At 69.9% G+C, this 17,721-nt stretch carries 16 protein-coding genes; 9 read left to right on the top strand and 7 right to left on the bottom strand.

The features are described 5' to 3' along the window. The first annotated feature begins 29 nt into the window (after window positions 1–29). The 4 genes from RWH43_RS13435 to RWH43_RS13420 are packed head-to-tail and all read left to right on the top strand — an operon-like array spanning window position 30 to window position 3,865. Window positions 30–1,076, top strand: a complete 1,047-nt coding sequence (locus RWH43_RS13435) for a FecCD family ABC transporter permease (protein WP_230704561.1) — start codon at window positions 30–32, stop codon at window positions 1,074–1,076. Next, window positions 1,073–2,122 carry a FecCD family ABC transporter permease gene (locus tag RWH43_RS13430; RefSeq protein ID WP_144833237.1) on the top strand — a complete coding sequence of 350 codons (1,050 nt, stop codon included), beginning with the start codon at window positions 1,073–1,075 and terminating at the stop codon, window positions 2,120–2,122. The genes RWH43_RS13435 and RWH43_RS13430 overlap by 4 nt, the downstream gene beginning before the upstream one ends. After that, window positions 2,119–2,973, top strand: a complete 855-nt coding sequence (locus RWH43_RS13425; protein WP_144833235.1) for an ABC transporter ATP-binding protein — start codon at window positions 2,119–2,121, stop codon at window positions 2,971–2,973. The genes RWH43_RS13430 and RWH43_RS13425 overlap by 4 nt, the downstream gene beginning before the upstream one ends. Beyond that, window positions 2,957–3,865 carry a siderophore-interacting protein gene (locus RWH43_RS13420; protein WP_144833233.1) on the top strand — a complete coding sequence of 303 codons (909 nt, stop codon included), beginning with the start codon at window positions 2,957–2,959 and terminating at the stop codon, window positions 3,863–3,865. Before RWH43_RS13425 ends, RWH43_RS13420 begins: the two co-directional genes overlap by 17 nt. A 66-nt stretch (window positions 3,866–3,931) precedes the next feature. Here RWH43_RS13420 and RWH43_RS13415 read toward each other — a convergent pair whose 3' ends face one another. The 6 genes from RWH43_RS13415 to sufB all read right to left on the bottom strand — a co-directional run bounded on the left by RWH43_RS13415 (window position 3,932) and on the right by sufB (window position 9,484). Continuing rightward, entirely contained in the window at window positions 3,932–5,095 is a 1,164-nt protein-coding gene (locus tag RWH43_RS13415) for a MalY/PatB family protein (protein WP_316001727.1), read from the bottom strand. Between the two features lie 291 nt (window positions 5,096–5,386). Further along, window positions 5,387–5,716, bottom strand: coding sequence for a metal-sulfur cluster assembly factor (locus RWH43_RS13410; RefSeq protein ID WP_013586729.1), 330 nt, complete (start codon window positions 5,714–5,716; stop codon window positions 5,387–5,389). A 9-nt stretch (window positions 5,717–5,725) separates the two neighbouring features. Further along, the gene (gene sufC, locus RWH43_RS13405; RefSeq protein WP_316001726.1) at window positions 5,726–6,496 is read right to left on the bottom strand and encodes a Fe-S cluster assembly ATPase SufC; all 771 of its coding nucleotides are present in this window, start codon (window positions 6,494–6,496) and stop codon (window positions 5,726–5,728) included. Window positions 6,497–6,548: 52 nt separating this feature from the next. Beyond that, window positions 6,549–6,878, bottom strand: a complete 330-nt coding sequence (locus RWH43_RS13400) for a non-heme iron oxygenase ferredoxin subunit (RefSeq protein WP_144833227.1) — start codon at window positions 6,876–6,878, stop codon at window positions 6,549–6,551. Further along, window positions 6,875–8,065 (bottom strand): Fe-S cluster assembly protein SufD, encoded by a 1,191-nt coding sequence (gene sufD / locus RWH43_RS13395; protein WP_230704559.1) that lies wholly within the window; start codon window positions 8,063–8,065, stop codon window positions 6,875–6,877. The genes RWH43_RS13400 and sufD overlap by 4 nt, the downstream gene beginning before the upstream one ends. After that, window positions 8,066–9,484: a Fe-S cluster assembly protein SufB gene (gene sufB / locus RWH43_RS13390; RefSeq protein WP_144833223.1), complete on the bottom strand. Its 1,419-nt coding sequence runs from the start codon at window positions 9,482–9,484 to the stop codon at window positions 8,066–8,068. Between the two features lie 249 nt (window positions 9,485–9,733). On the opposite strand from sufB, the gene RWH43_RS13385 reads away from it, so the two are divergent. Next, window positions 9,734–10,735, top strand: a complete 1,002-nt coding sequence (locus RWH43_RS13385) for a COX15/CtaA family protein (RefSeq protein WP_230704558.1) — start codon at window positions 9,734–9,736, stop codon at window positions 10,733–10,735. A 237-nt stretch (window positions 10,736–10,972) separates the two neighbouring features. Further along, entirely contained in the window at window positions 10,973–11,464 is a 492-nt protein-coding gene (locus RWH43_RS13380) for a dinucleotide-utilizing enzyme (RefSeq protein ID WP_144833218.1), read from the top strand. A gap of 238 nt (window positions 11,465–11,702) precedes the next feature. Here RWH43_RS13380 and RWH43_RS13375 read toward each other — a convergent pair whose 3' ends face one another. Then, window positions 11,703–12,629: a heme o synthase gene (locus tag RWH43_RS13375; RefSeq protein ID WP_144833216.1), complete on the bottom strand. Its 927-nt coding sequence runs from the start codon at window positions 12,627–12,629 to the stop codon at window positions 11,703–11,705. 229 nt (window positions 12,630–12,858) lie between these two features. Between RWH43_RS13375 and tkt the strand changes: the two genes are divergently transcribed. The 3 genes from tkt to RWH43_RS13360 are packed head-to-tail and all read left to right on the top strand — an operon-like array spanning window position 12,859 to window position 17,721. Then, window positions 12,859–14,958: a transketolase gene (gene tkt / locus RWH43_RS13370; RefSeq protein WP_230704557.1), complete on the top strand. Its 2,100-nt coding sequence runs from the start codon at window positions 12,859–12,861 to the stop codon at window positions 14,956–14,958. Window positions 14,959–14,977: 19 nt separating this feature from the next. Next, window positions 14,978–16,099: a transaldolase gene (gene tal / locus RWH43_RS13365; RefSeq protein ID WP_316001725.1), complete on the top strand. Its 1,122-nt coding sequence runs from the start codon at window positions 14,978–14,980 to the stop codon at window positions 16,097–16,099. Further along, window positions 16,096–17,721 carry a phosphoglucose isomerase-related protein gene (locus tag RWH43_RS13360; RefSeq protein ID WP_316001724.1) on the top strand — a complete coding sequence of 542 codons (1,626 nt, stop codon included), beginning with the start codon at window positions 16,096–16,098 and terminating at the stop codon, window positions 17,719–17,721. The genes tal and RWH43_RS13360 overlap by 4 nt, the downstream gene beginning before the upstream one ends.

Below are 17,721 nucleotides of genomic sequence, written 5' to 3'. Positions count from 1 at the left end.
GCCCCCGGACACCTCGAATCGCGCCCACCGTGAACTCCCGCACCGCCGTCGCCGACGCCCCACCCGACACCGCTGATCTGCGGCGATCGACGGGCCGTCGACTCGGCTGGCTGCTGGCGCTCACGGTGGGCGTGGTCGTGATGTGCGCGGCATCCATCGCCTTCGGCACGCGTGACGTGTCGATCGGCGAGATCTTCTCGGCGTTCTCGGGGGGCACCGGGGTCGGTGAGGCAGTGGTCGCCACCCGCATTCCGCGCACGGTGCTCGGGCTGCTCGTCGGGGCAGCCCTCGCGATGGCCGGGCTCACCATGCAGGCGGTCACCCGCAACCCGCTCGCCGACCCCGGCATCCTCGGCGTCTCCGCCGGAGCGTCGCTGGCCGTCGTCACGGGCATCGCGTTCTTCGGCCTGTCGAGCTCGCTCGGATACATGGGATTCGCCGTCGTGGGAGCGGCCGTGGCCGCGGTGTTCGTCTACACGGTCGGCTCGCTTGGGCGCGGCGGCGCCACTCCCCTCAAGCTCGCCCTCGCCGGGGCGGCCACCACCGCCGCGTTCGGCTCACTGTCGAGCGCGATCCTGCTGCCGCGCGTCGACCTTCTTGAGGTGTTCCGCTTCTGGCAGATCGGTGGCATCGGCGGTGCCACGTGGGACCGTGTGCAGATCGTGCTGCCGGTGCTCGCCGCCGGAGCCCTCGTGTGCATCCTCTGCTCACGCGGCATGAACTCCCTCGCCCTCGGCGACGACGTCGCGACCGGGCTCGGCGAGCACGTCGGACGCACGCGCCTCATCGCCTCCGCGGGTGCGGTCGTGCTGGTGGGCGCCGCCACCGCCGTCGCCGGCCCCATCGCGTTCGTCGGTCTCGTCATCCCGCACATCTGCCGACTGCTCATCGGGACCGATCACCGGTGGCTCGTGCCGTTCTCGGCGCTCGGAGGCGCGATGCTCCTCGTGGGAGCCGACGTCGTCGGTCGCCTCGTCGCGCGCCCCACCGAGATCGAGGTGGGCATCCTCACCGCCCTCATCGGCGCCCCCTTCTTCATCTGGATCGTCCGCCGGCAGAAGGTGCGTGAACTGTGAGCATCGTCCTGCAGCGCCCGGCCGCGGTCGGCGCCCTCGCCCGCGGACGCCGAGCCCGCACCCGGCGCCGGATCGGCGTGACCACCGTGCTCGCCGTCGCCGTCGTCGTCGTCTTCGCGGTGACGCTCATGGTCGGCAACACCTTCTACACCCCCGATCAGGTATTCCGCGTCCTGCTGGGCCAGACGGTCCCGGGCGCCTCGTTCACCATCGGCGAGCTGCGCCTGCCGCGCGCGAGCCTGGGCCTGCTGTCGGGACTCGCCTTCGGCATGGCCGGAGTCACGTTCCAGACGATGCTGCGCAACCCTCTCGCCTCCCCCGACATCATCGGCATCTCCTCCGGGGCGAGCGCGGCCGCCGTCATCGCGATCATCGGCTTCTCGCTGTCGGACGCCCTCGTCTCGACCTTCGCCCTCGTCGGCGCCCTCGCCACCGCCGGCGCGATCTACCTGCTCTCGCGAAAAGGCGCCTTCACCGGCACGCGACTCGTGCTCATCGGCATCGGCGTCGCCGCCATGCTCGACAGCGTCACGACGTACATGCTGAGCCGCGCCGCCAACTGGGACCTCCAGACGGCGATGCAGTGGCTGACGGGGAGCCTCAACAACGCCTCCTGGGGTCGGGTGCTCCCCCTGGCCCTCGCGGTCGTCGTCATCGTCCCGCTCATGATCGGCAACACCCGCTCGCTCTCGGTCCTCCGCCTCGGCGACGACTCCGCCGCGGGTCTCGGCGTCCGTGTGGAACGCACGCGTCTGCTCCTGATCGTCGGGGCGGTCGTGCTGCTGGCCGTGGCGACGGCCGGTGCCGGGCCCATCGCCTTCGTGGCCTTCATGGCCGGTCCGATCGCTGCGCGCCTCATCGGCCCCGGCGGATCCCTCCTGGTGCCGGCCGGGCTCGTCGGTGCCCTGCTGGTCATGTTGTCCGACCTCGTCGGCCAGTTCGCCTTCGACAACCGCTACCCGGTGGGTGTCGTCACGGGCGTGCTCGGCGCGCCGTATCTCATCTACCTGCTCATCAGGACCAATCGCTCCGGAGGCTCGCTATGACCGCGAACCGCACTCTGTCGGCCGAGGGTCTCACCCTCGCCTACGCCGACCGCACCATCGTCGACGACCTCGATCTCGTGCTCCCCGCCGGGCGGATCACCGCGATCGTCGGCGCGAACGGGTGCGGCAAATCGACGCTGCTGCGCGCGCTCGCTCGCCTGCTCCCGCCGAAGGCCGGTCGCGTGATCCTCGACGGCAAGGCGCTGCACGAGCGGCCCACGAAAGAGGTAGCGCGCATCCTGGGGCTGCTTCCGCAGAGCCCCATCGCTCCCGAGGGCATCGCCGTCGCCGACCTCGTCGGCCGTGGTCGCCACCCGCACCAGCGTGCCCTCGCCCGCTGGAGCGCCCGCGATTACGAGGTCGTGGCCGAGGCGCTCGCCGCCACGGGGATCAGCGACCTCGCCGACCGCGCGGTCGACGAGCTGTCGGGCGGCCAGCGGCAACGCGTGTGGATCGCCATGGCGCTCGCTCAGGAGACCGACATTCTGCTGCTCGACGAGCCGACCACCTTCCTCGACGTCGCCCATCAGGTCGATGTGCTCGACCTGCTCACCGACCTCAACCGCGACCGGGGAACGACCACCGTCATGGTGCTGCACGACATGAACATGGCGGCCCGCTACGCCGACCATCTCGTGGCCCTGCGCGACGGACGCGTCGTGGCCGCCGGCGACCCGAGCGCCGTCATGACCAGCGAGCTCATCGCCGAGGTGTTCGGGCTCGACGCTCTGGTCGTGCCCGACCCCGTGTCGGGAACCCCCCTCGTCCTTCCGCGCGGACGCCACCACGTCAGCGTCCGCACGCCGTCCGTCGCCACCACCCGGGAGTCCCACGATGTCGTCCCCTCTTGAGACTTCGCGGTTCTTCCGCGTCCGCGTCGCCCGCATCACCGACCTGACCCCGAGCTTCCGCCGCTTCACGTTCGTCGGCGATGACCTGCACGAATACGGCGACCCCGGTTTCGATCAGCGCGTGAAGATCGTCTTCCCCACCGCCACGGCCGATCTCGACACGATGCCGACCGGCGGCGACTGGTGGACGGCGTGGCGCGAGCTTCCCAATGATGCGCGCCCGCCGTTCCGCACCTACACGACCCGCGCCGTGCGTCGCGCCGAGCGGGAGGTCGACATCGACATGGTCGCCCACGAGGTGCTCGGCCCGGCATCGGCGTGGATCGAGAACGCACGGCCGGGCGACGAGGTGCTCATCTTCGCCCCCACGGTCGCGCTCACCGACGTGAGCTTCGGCGTCGACTTCGTCCCGCCCGCGCAGACCGGCGACTACCTCCTGGCGGGCGACGAGACCGCCGCCCCCGCGATCGCCGTCATCCTCGAGCAGCTCCCCCCGGAGGCCACCGGAACCGTCGTGCTCGAGGTCCCCACCCCCGAGGACTGCTCCTATCTCCCCCGGCATCCGGGATTCGACTTCCGTCTGGCCGCGCGGTCCGCGGGCGACCGCCACGCGCACCTCGTCACGGCCACGCGCGACGCCGCGTTCGCCCTCACCCCCGACGGCCACGGCGACGAGGTCGAAGAGGTCGACATCGACGAGGGCATGCTGTGGGAGGTCCCGCGCACCGCCAAGGGCGGAGCCGCGCTGAAGAAGGCGCCGCTGTACGCCTGGCTCGCCGGCGAGGCCTCGGCGATCAAGACCCTCCGACGCCACCTCGTCACCGAGCGCGGAGTCGACCGTCGCGCGGTCGCGTTCATGGGCTACTGGCGCACCGGACGAGCCGAGGTCTGATTCCGGATGCCGTGACCCGGTGTCACCCCTCGGTCGCGCCCCGCGTTCTCTCGACGCGCCGACCGCTCATCCTTGTCGAGCCAGCGCGCCGATGCGCGTGATCGCCTCGCGCAGCACCTCGGGCGCGCACCCGACGTTGATGCGCACGTGGCCGATGCCCTGCTCTCCGAACAGCGGTCCGTGGTGCAACGCGACCTTCGCCTCGCGGCGGATGTGCGGCGACGGGTTGTCACCCCACCCGTACGCCGACACGTCGACCCAGGCGAGGAAGCCCGCGTCGGGCAGACGGTAGCGCGCCAGCGGGAGGTGCTCGGCGAGCAGCTCGGCGAGCAGACGGCGGTTGTCGTCGAGCGCGACCAGGAGCGATGCGAGCCAGCCGTCGCTCTCGGCCGCGAAGGCCGCGCGATTGGCGATCACGCCGAACAGACCCGCGCGCCACTCCACCTCCCACGGCAGTGACCGCACGACCGCGGCCGTCTCCTCCGAGCCGGTGACGATGACCGCGCACTTGAGACCGGCGAGGTTGTAGGTCTTGCTCGCGCTCGTCACGGCATAGCCGACCGCGGCGGCCTCGGGCGCGGCATCCAAGAACGGCGTGAACACCGCGGGGGCGTGCGTGAGCGGAGCGTGGATCTCGTCGCTCACGACGCTCGCCCCGTACCGCTCGGCCAGGCGGGCGAGGTCGGCGAGAGACTCGCGCGAGTGCACAGTGCCGGTCGGGTTGTGCGGATTGCAGAGCAGGATCGCCCGCGCCCCCCGCGAGAACGCGCGCTCGATGCCGGCCAGGTCGAGACTCCACCTCTCGCCGTCGTCGATCAGGGGCACGCGTTCGACGACGGCCCCCGCCTCCTCGACGGTGTCGTAGAACGGCGGGTACACCGGCGGCGTCACGATCACGCGATCACCGGGCGAGGTCACGGCCCGCAGCACCTCGACGACGCCCATCATCACGTCGCCGGTCCACCGGATCCTCGACGGGCCGATCGTCCAGCCCCACATCCGCTGGGCGTACGCGGCGAAGTCGACGTCGATGCCGGGCCGCGGCGGGGTGTACCCGGTGTCGCCGATCTCGACGGCGCGATGAAGAGCCGCGGTGATCGCCGGTGCGAGCGGGAAGTCGGTCTCGGCGACGAACATCGGGATCACGTCGTCGTCGTACGAGCGCCACTTGGTGCTGGAGCGCTGACGCAGAAGGTCGAGAGGCAGGGCCTGCAACGGGGTGACGCTCATCCGGAAAGCCTAATCAGGGCACCGGATGCCGCGGAACCCGGCGCGTCAGAGGAAGACACACGGGCGCGGGCCTGCGTTCGTCGCGGTGCTCGACGCCCGCGAAGCGCCGGGACCTCGGCATCCGGAAACCACGAACGCCCACCCCGTGAGGGATGGGCGTTCGCGTGAGTTCTTCGTTCAGATCGCGAAGCCGAGGGCGCAGGTCTCTCGAGCGGTCGGATTCGGATCCTGCGTTCAGATCGCGAAGCCGAGGGCGCAGGTCTCTCGAGCGGTCGGATTCGGATCCTGCGTTCAGATCGCGAAGCCGAGGGCGCGCATCATGTCGCGGCCGTCGTCGGTGATCCGCTCGGGGCCCCACGGCGGCATCCACACCCAGTTGATGCGGAAGCGATCCACGACGTTGTCGAGGGCCTGGGCCGTCTGCTCTTCGAGCACATCGGTCAGCGGGCAACCGGCCGAGGTGAGGGTCATGTGGATGACGAGCGCGTCGTTCTCGTCGTCCCACGCGAGATCGTAGATGAGGCCGAGGTCGACGACGTTGATCCCCAGTTCGGGGTCCATGACGTCTTTGAGAGCCTCGGTGACCTCGTCGTACTTCTCGGGAGCGAGGGTTGCGGTCATGTAACGATCCTACGCGTCGATCGGGGTACCGGCCGCGAGGAAGCGGTCGTAACCCTCTTCTTCGAGTCGGTCGGCGAGCTCGGAGCCGCCCTCTTCGACGATCCGGCCCTTGACGACGACGTGCACGAAGTCGGGGCGGATGTAGCGGAGGATGCGGGTGTAGTGCGTGATCAGCAGCACACCGAGGTCGGTCTGCTCCTTGGCGCGGTTGACGCCCTCCGACACGATCTTCAGCGCGTCGACGTCGAGGCCGGAGTCGGTCTCGTCGAGCACCGCGATCTTCGGCTTGAGCAGCTCGAGCTGGAGGATCTCGTGGCGCTTCTTCTCGCCACCCGAGAAGCCCTCGTTGACGTTGCGCGCGGCGAACTTCGGGTCCATGCGGAGGTTCTCCATGGCGCCCTTGACGTCCTTCGTCCACGAGCGGATGGCCGGAGCCTCGCCGTCGATGGCCGTCTTGGCGGTGCGGAGGAAGTTCGTCACGGTGACGCCGGGAATCTCGACCGGGTACTGCATGGCGAGGAAGAGGCCCGCGCGGGCGCGCTCGTCGACACTCATCGCGAGCACGTCTTCGCCGTCGAGCGTGATCGAGCCGCTCGTCACGGTGTACTTGGGGTGACCGGCGATCGTGTACGCCAGGGTCGACTTGCCGGAGCCGTTGGGGCCCATGATGGCGTGGGTCTCACCGGTGCGCATGGTCAGCGTCACGCCGTTGAGGATCGGGGTCGTACCGTTCTCCGTCTCGACCGTCACGTGGAGGTCGCGGATCTCGAGGACAGACATGGTGTTCCTTACTCGTAAGTCTTCAGGTCGTGGGCGTTGTCGTGAGCGGCGCTCAGGCCGTCGCCTTGGTGACGGCGGGATCGATGAGCACGTCGTCTCCGTCGATCACGACCTCGTACACGGGGACCGGCTCGTAGGCCGGGAGGTTCAGGGGGCGACCGGTCTTCAGCGAGAACGCCGAGCCGTGCGCCCAGCACTCCAGCGTCTCGCCCTCGACGAAGCCGTCCGACAGCGAGATGTCGCCGTGGGTGCAGACGTCGCCGATCGCGTGGACCTCGCCGTTGCCGTCGAGCACGACGGCCATGGCGACGCCGTCGATCTCGACGCGGCGGGCTTCGTCCTGCACGAGCTCACTCAGGGCGCAGGCGCGCGAGGCGCTCACGCGGCGGCCCCTTCGGCCAGCTCGTGCTCGATGGCCTCGATGAGCTCGGTCTCGAGCTCGGGGATGCCGATGCGCTGCACGATCTCGGTGAGGAAGCCGAGCACGACGAGGCGACGGGCCTCGTCTTCGGTGATGCCTCGAGCCTGCAGGTAGAACAGCTGCTCGTCGTCGAAGCGACCCGTGGCGCTGGCGTGGCCGGCGCCCTGGATGTCGCCGGTCTCGATCTCGAGGTTCGGGATCGAGTCGGCGCGGGCGCCGTCGGTGAGCACGAGGTTGCGGTTGGCCTCGTACGAGTCGGTGCCCGTGGCATCCGGTCCGATGAGCACGTCGCCGATCCAGACGCTGCGCGCGCTCTGGCCCTGCAGCGCACCCTTGTAGAGCACGTCGCCGACGGTGTGCGGACCCTTGTGGTGCAGGTAGACCTGCGACTCGAGGTGCTGACCGGCGTCGGCGAACGACAGGCCGTACAGACGCCCCTCGGCGCCGGGGCCCGAGAGCTCGACCGACGGGTTCACGCGCACGACGCCGCCGCCGAAGCTCACCACGACGTGCGTGAGCTTGGCGTCGCGGTCGACGCGGGCCTGGTGCGATGCCGCGTGCACGGCATCGTCGTTCCAGCGCTGCACCGACACGACCGTGAGGTCGGCACCGTCGCGCACGATGATCTCGACGTTCTGGGCGTGGTCGGCGGTGCCCTCGTGACGCAGCACCACGGTGCCGCGCGAGTTGGGCTGCGCGTCGATCACGACGTGGGCGTGCGCGAGGCCGCCCGTGCCGGTCAGGCGCACAACGACGGGCTCGTCGAGCTCGACGCTCGCGGGGATCCGCAGCAGCGGAGCCTCGGTCTCGTGGGTCCAGGCGAGGGCCGCGGGCAGGTCTTCGGGGCGGAAGTGCTCACCGCGCGGCGCGTCGCCGGCCGCGAGGCGCAGCTGCTCCACGGCATCCGGCGCCTGCACGTCGACGGTGATGACGCCGGTGGGGCCTGCCTCGTCGACGAACAGCGGAGCCAGGCGCGCGATCGGGCTGAGCTTCCAGTTGACCTCGCGCCCCGTGGGGGTGCCGAAGTCGGCCGGGTCGAACGAGGTCAGACGCTCCGAGCGCGTCTGCACCGGAACGACGGATGCCACGAGGGCTGCCGGGTCGATGTGACCCTCGGCGGCTGCGGGTGATTCGGTCGCAGTCGTCATTTAGCCTACGGATCCTTCCATGCCCATTTCGATGAGCTTGTTGAGTTCGAGCGCGTACTCCATGGGGAGCTCCCGCGCGATGGGCTCGATGAACCCGCGAACGATCATGGCCATGGCCTCGTCTTCGGGCATGCCGCGCGACTGCAGGTAGAACAGCTGCTCTTCGCTGACCTTCGAGACCGTGGCCTCGTGACCGAGCTGCACGTCATCGACGCGGATGTCGATCGCGGGGTACGTGTCGCTGCGCGAGATCGAGTCGACCAGCAGCGCATCGCAGCGCACGGTGTTGGCGGAGTGGTGCGCGTTGGCGTCCACCCGCACCTCGCCTCGGTATCCGGCACGACCGCCACCGCGGGCGATCGACTTCGAGACGATCGACGACTGCGTGTACGGCGCCATGTGGATCATCTTCGCGCCGGCGTCCTGGTGCTGACCGGGACCGGCGAAGGCCACCGAGAGGGTCTCGCCCTTGGCGTGCTCGCCCATCAGGTAGATGGAGGGGTACTTCATCGTCACCTTGGAGCCGATGTTGCCGTCGACCCATTCCATGGTCGCGCCCTCGTGGGCGACGGCACGCTTGGTGACGAGGTTGTACACGTTGTTCGACCAGTTCTGGATCGTCGTGTAGCGAACGCGGGCGTTCTTCTTCACGATGATCTCGACCACGGCCGAGTGCAGCGAGTCGCTCTTGTAGATCGGAGCGGTGCAGCCTTCGATGTAGTGGACGTAGCTGTCCTCGTCGGCGATGATCAGCGTCCGCTCGAACTGACCCATGTTCTCGGTGTTGATGCGGAAGTACGCCTGCAGCGGGATCTCGACGTGCACGCCCTTGGGGACGTAGACGAACGAGCCGCCCGACCAGACGGCCGTGTTCAGCGCCGCGAACTTGTTGTCACCGGCGGGGATGACGGTGCCGAAGTACTCCTCGAAGAACTCGGGGTGCTCGCGCAGAGCGGTGTCGGTGTCCATGAAGATGACACCCTGCTGCTCGAGGTCTTCGCGGATCTGGTGGTAGACCACCTCGGACTCGTACTGCGCGGCGACGCCGGCGACGAGGCGCTGGCGCTCGGCCTCGGGGATGCCCAGCTTTTCGTAGGTGTTGCGGATCTCTTCCGGGAGGTCTTCCCAGGTCTGCGCCTGCTTCTCGGTCGAGCGCACGAAGTACTTGATGTTGTCGAAGTCGATCTCCGACAGATCGGCACCCCACGTGGGCATGGGCTTCTTGCCGAAGAGCTGGTAGCCCTTGAGACGCGTCTTGAGCATCCATTCGGGCTCGGACTTCAGGGCCGAGATGCCGCGCACGACGTCTTCGTTGATGCCGCGCTGGGCGAGGGCACCCGCCGCGTCGGTGTCGTGCCAGCCGAACTCGTATTGCCCCAGACTTTCGAGCTCTGGTCGGTCGATGAGGACATCGGACATGGTGATCACTCTCCTTCTCGGGCCACAACGGTGTCATCCGCCCCGACATTCCGGACTCCGGTCGAAGTCCCAGGAATGTCGCTGGTGGGCCCGCTCGAAGGCGCTGGCTGCGCGCCTAGACTGTCGTGGGTGCGGTTCGCGCGAGCGCTGCACCCGGACCCTTCGATTCTACAGGCAACACCCGCTCCCGGCATGGCACCCCCGCTCTCCCGACGGCCCGGAGCACTTCGACGCCAGGAAGCCGTACGCATGCCCTCCGCCTCGTCCCCCACCGCTTCGACCGACGCCGCCGCGTCCCGCGTGCCGGTCCCTCTGCGCCGCATCGTCGCGTGGCTGCCGACCGAGGTCGACGCCCGCGTGCGCGTCTTCGCGTGGCTGTCGTTCGTGGCCGAGGTGCTCATCATCGGCACCGGCGGCGCGGTGCGTCTGACGGGGTCGGGCCTGGGCTGCCCCACGTGGCCGCGCTGCACCCCCGACTCCCTCGTCAACACCCCCGAGATGGGCATCCACGGCATCATCGAGTTCGGCAACCGCACCCTGACCGGGCTCGTCGGCATCCTGGCCCTCGCCGTCGTCGTGCTGGTGTGGCGCATGCGTCACGAGCGCCGGGTGCTGTTCGTGCTCTCGCTCATCGTGCTCGTCGGGATCGTCGCGCAGGCGGTCGTGGGCGGCATCACGGTGCTCACCGGCCTGAACCCCTTCATCGTCGGCTTCCACTACATCGCCTCGGTGTCGATCGTGGCGGTGTGCGCGGCATTCCTCGTCTTCATGAACCAGCCGGCCGGCCCCCGCGCCCTCGCCGTGCCGCGCGGCTTCGCCGCCCTCGTGCACGCCGCCACCGGCGTGCTCGCCCTCACGATCGTGTTCGGCGTGCTCACCACCGGCGCCGGCCCCCACTCCGGAGACGCCGCCGCGGGCCGCAACGGCTTCGACGCCGAGGTGCTCGAGCACGTGCACTCGTGGCCCGGATACGCCCTGTTCGTGCTGACGCTCGCGATCGTCGTGCTCGCCTGGCGCCTGCGCCTCGACGTCCGCCGCTGGGCCGTCGCGCTGCTGGCCGTCGAGCTCGTGCAGATCGCCGTCGGGCTGTACCAGGCCCGCAACGGCCTGCCCGAGATCGCCGTGGGCACCCACATGGTGCTCGCGGCCCTCGCCGCCGCGACGATGACCGTCGTCGTACTGCGCCTGAAGCGCCCCGCCGTCGTCGAGGCGCCCGCCGCGCGTCGCTCCACGGCATCCGCCCGCAGCTGACGCTCTCGAACCGCACGGGCGGGGCGTTCCGGATGCCGGGAACCCGGCCCATCGCGAGGCGTCACCCGGGCGCACCGACCCTTATACGCTCATAGGCCATTCATCGGCGACCCCTATCTCGCGCACCGACGGGTGGGTCATGGTTGACCGTGGCACTTCGGTGTCCGCCGTCCCGTCGTCCCCCGCTTCGGGACCCGTACCCGACACCCCCTGTCGGAACGACAAGGAGTACTCCCCATGAAGACCCGTCCCCGCTTGGTGACCAGCATCCCGTTCTGGGTGCTCGTCGTCGCATCCCTGGCCGCCGTCGCCGGCGGACTCGCGATCGTCCTGAACGGGATCGACGCGATGGAGCAGGTGCTCAACGATCCCAACGCCACGGTCGTGCAGGTCTACGTCGGCCAGTCGTGGGTCGTCGTGGGCGCCGCGGTGCTCGGCGCCGGCGCGATCGGCATCGCTCTGGCGCTGGCGCTCGGTGCTGCCGCCACGCTGACCCGTCGCCCCGACGTCGCGATCGAGACCATCGACTGGAACAGCGACGACGAGACCGTCGCCGAGAGCGCTGCCCCCGTCGCTCCATTCGCCCCGGCCACCACCGCCACCCCCCTCGCGGTGGAGGATGCTGACATCGAGACCCCCTCGACCGCGACCGCTCCCCCGCAGGCCGCCGCCGCAGCGAACCACGACGCCCCCAAGCTCGACACGGGGGACGACGCCGCGCGTCGCTGATCCTGCGAGACCGAGAACGCCCGCTCCCCTCCTGGGGGCGGGCGTTCTCGCGCGTGGGCGGGGCTCAGGGCGAGCGGCGCGGGCGGGCGGGCGGGTGGAGCAGGTCCAAGGGGCGGATGCCGCGGAGTCGGGTCACGCACACTGCGGAGCCGGGCCACGCCTCGCGGCCCCTCGAGCTCACGGCATCCGGAAACGCGAACGCCCGCCCCGCGAACGGGACGGGCGTCGACGGGACGGATCAGAAGGGCAGCAGCGGGTCGACCGCGATGGCCACGAACAGCAGCGTCAGGTAGGTGATCGAGGCGTGGAACACGCGCATCGGCCGCGGCTCGCCCCCGCGCACGGCGCGGGAGTAGAGGCGGTGCGACTCGTAGATGAACCAACCGCCGAAGACGAGGGCCGAGACGGTGTACACCAGGCCCATCGGCGCGACGGGGATGAGCAGCAGCGAGCACGCGACGGTCGCCCACGCGTACAGGATGACCTGCAGGCCGACCTGCGAGCCGCTGCGCGTGGCGCCGAGCATCGGCACGTCGACCTCGTCGTACTGGGCCGCGTATTTCATCGACAGCGGCCAGTAGTGCGGCGGCGTCCACAGGAACACCAGCGCGAACAGGATGAACGGCACGAGCGACAGTGAACCGGTGACCGCCGACCAGCCGATCAGCACCGGGAAGCAGCCCGCGATGCCGCCCCACACGATGTTCTGCTCGGTGCGGCGCTTGAGGATCATTGTGTAGATCACGACGTAGAAGAAGATCGCGGTCGCCGACAGGGCGGCGGCGAGCAGGTTGGTGAAGGCCCACAACCAGATCGTCGAGACCGCCGCGAGCGTCCACGCGAACGTCAGCGCGCCGCGCGGTGAGACCTCGCCCGTGACGAGGGGGCGGTTGACCGTGCGCTGCATGTGCGCGTCGATGTCGCGGTCGAGGTACATGTTGAACGCCGCGGCCGAGCCTGCACTGAGGGAGCCGCCGATGACCGTGGCGAAGATGAGCCACAGGTTGGGCAGACCCTGCTGCGCGAGGATCATCACCGGCACGGTGGTGACCAGCAGAAGCTCGAGGACGCGGGGCTTCGTCAGAGCGACGTAGGCCCGGAGAGTGCGTCCGACGGAGCGGCGATCGGTCGTCGCAATGACGTGCGACGTCGTCGAGATGTCCATCGTCCCCCGGGGTAAGCGCGTATAGAACCTCAACGATTCTAAGCCATCCCCACCACAGGTCCGGCCGCCTGTCGACCCCCGTCACAGACGGCAACCGCGACGGGCGATCTCGCTATGCTGGCCAGTGAACGCGCGCCCCGCGCCGACACCCCACCCCACTCCCACTCCTACGGTGGTGAGCGCGACGTCGGATCGTGAACCGGGCGCAGTATCGAGAAAGGCGACCCTGTTGTCGGACTTCGAATGGGATGACATCGATCGGCGCGCGGTGGACACCGCACGCATCCTGGCGGCGGACGCCGTCGAGAAGGTGGGCAACGGCCACCCGGGGACGGCCATGTCGCTGGCCCCCGCCGCCTACCTGCTCTACCAGCGGGTGCTGCGCCACGACCCGGCCGACACGCACTGGCCCGGCCGCGACCGCTTCATCCTCTCCGCCGGACACTCCTCGCTCACGCAGTACGTGCAGCTCTACCTCGGCGGCTTCGGCCTCGAGAAGAAGGACCTCGAGGAGCTGCGCACCTGGGGCTCCCTGACCCCCGGCCACCCCGAGTACGGCCACACCGACGGCGTCGAGATCACGACCGGACCGCTCGGCCAGGGCCTGGCCTCGTCCGTCGGCTTCGCCTACGCCGCCCGCTACGAGCGCGGCCTCTTCGACGCCGAGACCCCCGCCGGCGAGAGCCCGTTCGACCACTTCGTCTACGTGATCGCCGGTGACGGCGACCTCCAGGAGGGCGTGACCAGCGAGGCCTCCTCGCTCGCCGGCCACCAGGAGCTCGGCAACCTCATCGCGATCTACGACTCCAACCAGATCTCGATCGAAGACGACACCAACGTCGCCTTCACGGAAGACGTCCAGAAGCGCTACGAGGCCTACGGCTGGCACGTGCAGACGGTCGACTGGAAGAAGACCGGCCAGTACGTCGAAGACGTCGCCGAACTGCACTCCGCGATCGAGGCCGCCAAGGGCGAGACGAGCAAGCCCTCGCTCATCATCCTCAAGACGATCATCGGCTGGCCCTCGCCCGGCAAGCAGAACTCCGGCAAGATCCACGGCTCCGCCCTCGGCGCCGACGAGCTGAAGGCCACGAAGGAGGTGCTCGGCTTCGACCCCGAGCAGCACTTCGCCGTCGCCGACGACGTTCTCTCGCACACGCGCCAGCTCGTCGAGCGCGGCGAGGCCGAGAAGGCCGCCTGGCAGGAGAAGTTCGACGCGTGGGCCGAGGCCCACCCCGAGCGCAAGCAGCTGTGGGACCGCCTGCAGGCCCGCGAGCTGCCCGGCGACATCGCCGACGCGCTGCCCGCCTTCGAGGCCGGCAAAGACGTCTCGACGCGTGCCGCCAGCGGCACGGTGATCAACGCCCTCGCCGCCGAGCTCCCCGAGCTCTGGGGCGGTTCGGCCGACCTCGCCGAGTCGAACCTCACCACGATCAAGGATGCCAAGTCGTTCATCCCCTCGTCGTGGTCGACGCACGAGTGGTCGGGCGACCCCTACGGCCGCGTTCTGCACTTCGGCATCCGCGAGCACGCCATGGGCGCGATCCTCAACGGCATCGTGCTGCACGGTCCCACGCGTCCGTTCGGCGGCACCTTCCTCATCTTCAGCGACTACATGCGCCCGCCGGTGCGTCTGGCCGCCCTGATGAACATCCCCACGATCTTCGTCTGGACGCACGACTCCGTCGCCCTCGGTGAGGACGGCCCCACGCACCAGCCGATCGAGCAGCTCGCGACGCTCCGCGCCATCCCGAACTTCGCCCTCGTGCGTCCGGCGGATGCCAACGAGACCTCGGTCGTGTGGCTCGAGATGCTGCGTCGCACCGCCGGCCCTGCCGGCATCGCCCTCACCCGCCAGAACATCCCCGTCTTCGCCCGCGGCGAGGGCGAGGCGTCCGGCGACGAGTTCGCCTCCGCGGCGAACGCCGTCAAGGGTGCGTACGTGCTGGCCGAGGCCGCGAACGGCGAGCCCGACGTGATCCTCATCGCCACCGGCTCCGAGGTGCAGCTGGCCGTCGAGGCCCGCGAGAAGCTCGCCGCCGAGGGCGTGCACGCCCGCGTCGTGTCGGCTCCCTCGCTCGAGTGGTTCGCCGAGCAGGACGAGGCCTACCGCGAGTCGGTGCTGCCGTCGTCGGTGAAGGCGCGCGTGTCGGTCGAGGCCGGCTCCGCCCTGAGCTGGGCGGGCATCGTCGGCGACGCAGGCCGCTCGGTCGCGATCGACCACTTCGGTGCGTCGGCCGACTACAAGACCCTGTTCCAGAAGTTCGGCATCACCACCGAGCACGTCGTCGAGGCCGCGCGCGAGTCGCTGGCCGCCGCGAAGAAGTAATCAGAGGAGAACCAGAATCATGAGCACTCCCACCGCCGACCTCGCCGCCCAGGGCGTCAGCATCTGGCTCGACGACCTGTCGCGTCAGCGCATCCAGTCCGGCAACCTCGCCGAGCTCATCGAGTCGCGCAACGTCTCGGGTGTCACCACGAACCCGACCATCTTCGCCGGCGCCCTCTCGAAGGGCGAGGCGTACGAGGGTCAGGTCAAGGAGCTTGCGGCCGCCGACGCCAGCGTCGACGAGGCGATCTTCTCGATCACCACCGACGACGTGCGCGACGCGTGCGACATCTTCACCCCGGTCTTCGACGCCACCAACGGCGTCGACGGTCGCGTGTCGATCGAGGTCTCCCCCGACCTCGCCCACGACACCGAGGGCACCGTCGCGCAGGCGAAGGACCTCTCGGCCCGCGTCGACCGCAAGAACGTGCTGATCAAGATCCCCGCGACCAAGGCGGGCCTGCCCGCCATCACCGAGGTCATCGGCGCCGGCATCTCGGTCAACGTCACGCTCATCTTCAGCCTCGAGCGCTACGAAGAGGTCATCGACGCCTACCTCGCCGGTGTCGAGAAGGCGCAGGCCGCCGGCCACGACGTCTCGACCCTGCAGTCGGTGGCGTCGTTCTTCGTGTCGCGCGTCGACACCGAGATCGACAAGCGTCTGGCCGCCATCGGCACCGACGAAGCAGCCGCGCTCAAGGGCAAGGCCGGCATCGCCAACGCGCGCCTGGCCTACGAGCTGTACGAGAAGAAGTTCTCGGAAGACCGCGCAAAGAAGTTGCTGGATGCCGGCGCCACGGTGCAGCGTCCGCTCTGGGCCTCGACCGGCGTCAAAGACCCGGCGCTGCCCGACACGCTCTACGTCACCGAGCTCGTCGCCCCCGGCACCGTGAACACGATGCCGGAGAAGACGCTCGAGGCCACCTTCGACCATGGCGTGATCGAGGGCGACACCGTGACCGGTGCCTACGCCGACGCGCACGACGTGTTCGACCGCCTGGCCGCGGCCGGCGTCGACGTCGCCGACGCGACGCAGGTGCTCGAAGACGAGGGTGTCGAGAAGTTCATCGCCTCGTGGCACGAGCTGCAGGACACCGTCAAGACCGCTCTGCAGGCCGGAAGCGCCCAGGCCGCGAAGTGAGCTTCGCCGTCAAGGTCACCGGCCACGTCAAGTCGGTCGTCGACGCCGAGCTGCCGGGACTCACCGGCTCGCTCATCGCGTCGGGGATCACGGCGTCCGACCCCACACTGCGGGGCACGGCCGCCGAAGACGAGGCGTCGCGTCGGTTGGGGTGGGTGCGGGCGGTCACCGTCTCGCGCCCCCTCGTGCCCGAGATCACGGCCCTGCGCGACGAGCTCGTCGCGCAGGGCGTGACCCGCGTCGTGCTGGCGGGCATGGGCGGATCCTCGCTCGCCCCCGAGGTCATCGCGCAGTCGGCCGGTGTGCCGCTCGTCATCCTCGACTCGACCGCTCCGGGCCAGGTGCTCGCCGCGATCGACGGCGATGCCGAGTCCGGCGGGCTCGAGAAGACCGTGCTCGTCGTGTCGAGCAAGTCGGGCTCGACCATCGAGACCGACTCCGCGAAGCGTGCGTTCGAGGCCGCCTTCCGCGACCTCGGCATCGACCCGGTGCAGCGCATCGTCGTGGTCACCGACCCCGGTTCGCCGCTCGAGCAGTCGGCTCGCGCCGACGGCTACCGCGTCTTCACCGCCGACCCCACGGTCGGCGGTCGCTACTCCGCGCTCACCGCCTTCGGCCTCGTGCCGGCCGGCCTCGCCGGAGTCGACATCGACGACCTGCTCGACGAGGCGGACGCCACGCTGCTCGAGGTCGCGATCGACTCCCCCGAGAACCCGGCGCTCGTGCTGGCCGCGGCCATCGCGGGTGGCGGAGAGTTGCGCCGCGACAAGCTCGGCCTCGTCACCGACGGCAGCCACCTGATCGGCCTGCCCGACTGGATCGAGCAGCTGATCGCCGAGTCCACCGGCAAACAGGGCACCGGCATCCTGCCCGTCGTCCTGCTCCCGGTCTCGCCCGAGCTCGAGTCGACGCCCGACGACCTGCAGGTCGTGCGCTTCGTCGACGACGCGGACGCCTTCCACCTGTTCGACCGCCACACCGGCGAGGTGCTCGTGAGCGGCTCGCTCGGTGCGCAGTTCGTCGTGTGGGAGTACGCCACCGCGATCGCCGGTCGCCTGCTCGGGATCGACCCCTTCGACCAGCCCGACGTCGAATCGGCGAAGGAGGCGACGCGCGGTCTGCTCGGCGCGCAGCCCGCCCCCACCGCCCCGGCGTTCGTCGTCGACGGCGTCGAGGTGCGCGTGTCCGACCCGGCCCTGGCCGCCGACGGCACCATCGCGGGCGTGCTCGACGCGCTCTGGCGCACGGTGCCCGCAGACGGCTACGTCAGCGTGCAGGCGTACGTGAACCGACTCGACCTCGCGCAGCTCGCGGGGTTGCGCGAACTCGTCGCCGCCGACTCCGGCCGGCCGACGACCTTCGGGTGGGGACCGCGCTTCCTGCACTCCACCGGGCAGTACCACAAGGGCGGACCCGCCAACGGCGTGTTCCTCCAGATCATCGAACGCACCGACGTCGACCTCGAGATCCCGGGGCGACCGTTCACGTTCGGACAACTCATCCAGGCACAGGCCGCGGGCGACGCGAGCGTGTTGGCGGAGGGCCACGGCCGTCCCGTCGTCACGCTGACGCTGACCGACCCGCAGGTCGAAGTCCTCTCACTCTTCGAGGCGGCACAGTAA

This window comes from Microbacterium algihabitans, assembly GCF_032464975.1.
Taxonomy (GTDB): Bacteria; Actinomycetota; Actinomycetes; order Actinomycetales; family Microbacteriaceae; genus Microbacterium; species Microbacterium algihabitans.
This window is presented reverse-complemented; position numbering and strand designations above follow the sequence as displayed.

What these genes read in the sequence shown, in the direction of transcription:
- RWH43_RS13415 (WP_316001727.1), bottom strand. Translation starts at nt 5,095, where the DNA reads ATGAGCGTCACCCCGTTGCAGGCCCTGCCTCTCGACCTTCTGCGTCAG.
- sufC (WP_316001726.1), bottom strand. Translation starts at nt 6,496, where the DNA reads ATGTCTGTCCTCGAGATCCGCGACCTCCACGTGACGGTCGAGACGGAG.
- sufD (WP_230704559.1), bottom strand. Translation starts at nt 8,065, where the DNA reads ATGACGACTGCGACCGAATCACCCGCAGCCGCCGAGGGTCACATCGAC.
- RWH43_RS13420 (WP_144833233.1), top strand. Translation starts at nt 2,957, where the DNA reads ATGTCGTCCCCTCTTGAGACTTCGCGGTTCTTCCGCGTCCGCGTCGCC.
- sufB (WP_144833223.1), bottom strand. Translation starts at nt 9,484, where the DNA reads ATGTCCGATGTCCTCATCGACCGACCAGAGCTCGAAAGTCTGGGGCAA.
- RWH43_RS13425 (WP_144833235.1), top strand. Translation starts at nt 2,119, where the DNA reads ATGACCGCGAACCGCACTCTGTCGGCCGAGGGTCTCACCCTCGCCTAC.
- RWH43_RS13385 (WP_230704558.1), top strand. Translation starts at nt 9,734, where the DNA reads ATGCCCTCCGCCTCGTCCCCCACCGCTTCGACCGACGCCGCCGCGTCC.
- RWH43_RS13375 (WP_144833216.1), bottom strand. Translation starts at nt 12,629, where the DNA reads ATGGACATCTCGACGACGTCGCACGTCATTGCGACGACCGATCGCCGC.
- RWH43_RS13380 (WP_144833218.1), top strand. Translation starts at nt 10,973, where the DNA reads ATGAAGACCCGTCCCCGCTTGGTGACCAGCATCCCGTTCTGGGTGCTC.
- RWH43_RS13410 (WP_013586729.1), bottom strand. Translation starts at nt 5,716, where the DNA reads ATGACCGCAACCCTCGCTCCCGAGAAGTACGACGAGGTCACCGAGGCT.
- tal (WP_316001725.1), top strand. Translation starts at nt 14,978, where the DNA reads ATGAGCACTCCCACCGCCGACCTCGCCGCCCAGGGCGTCAGCATCTGG.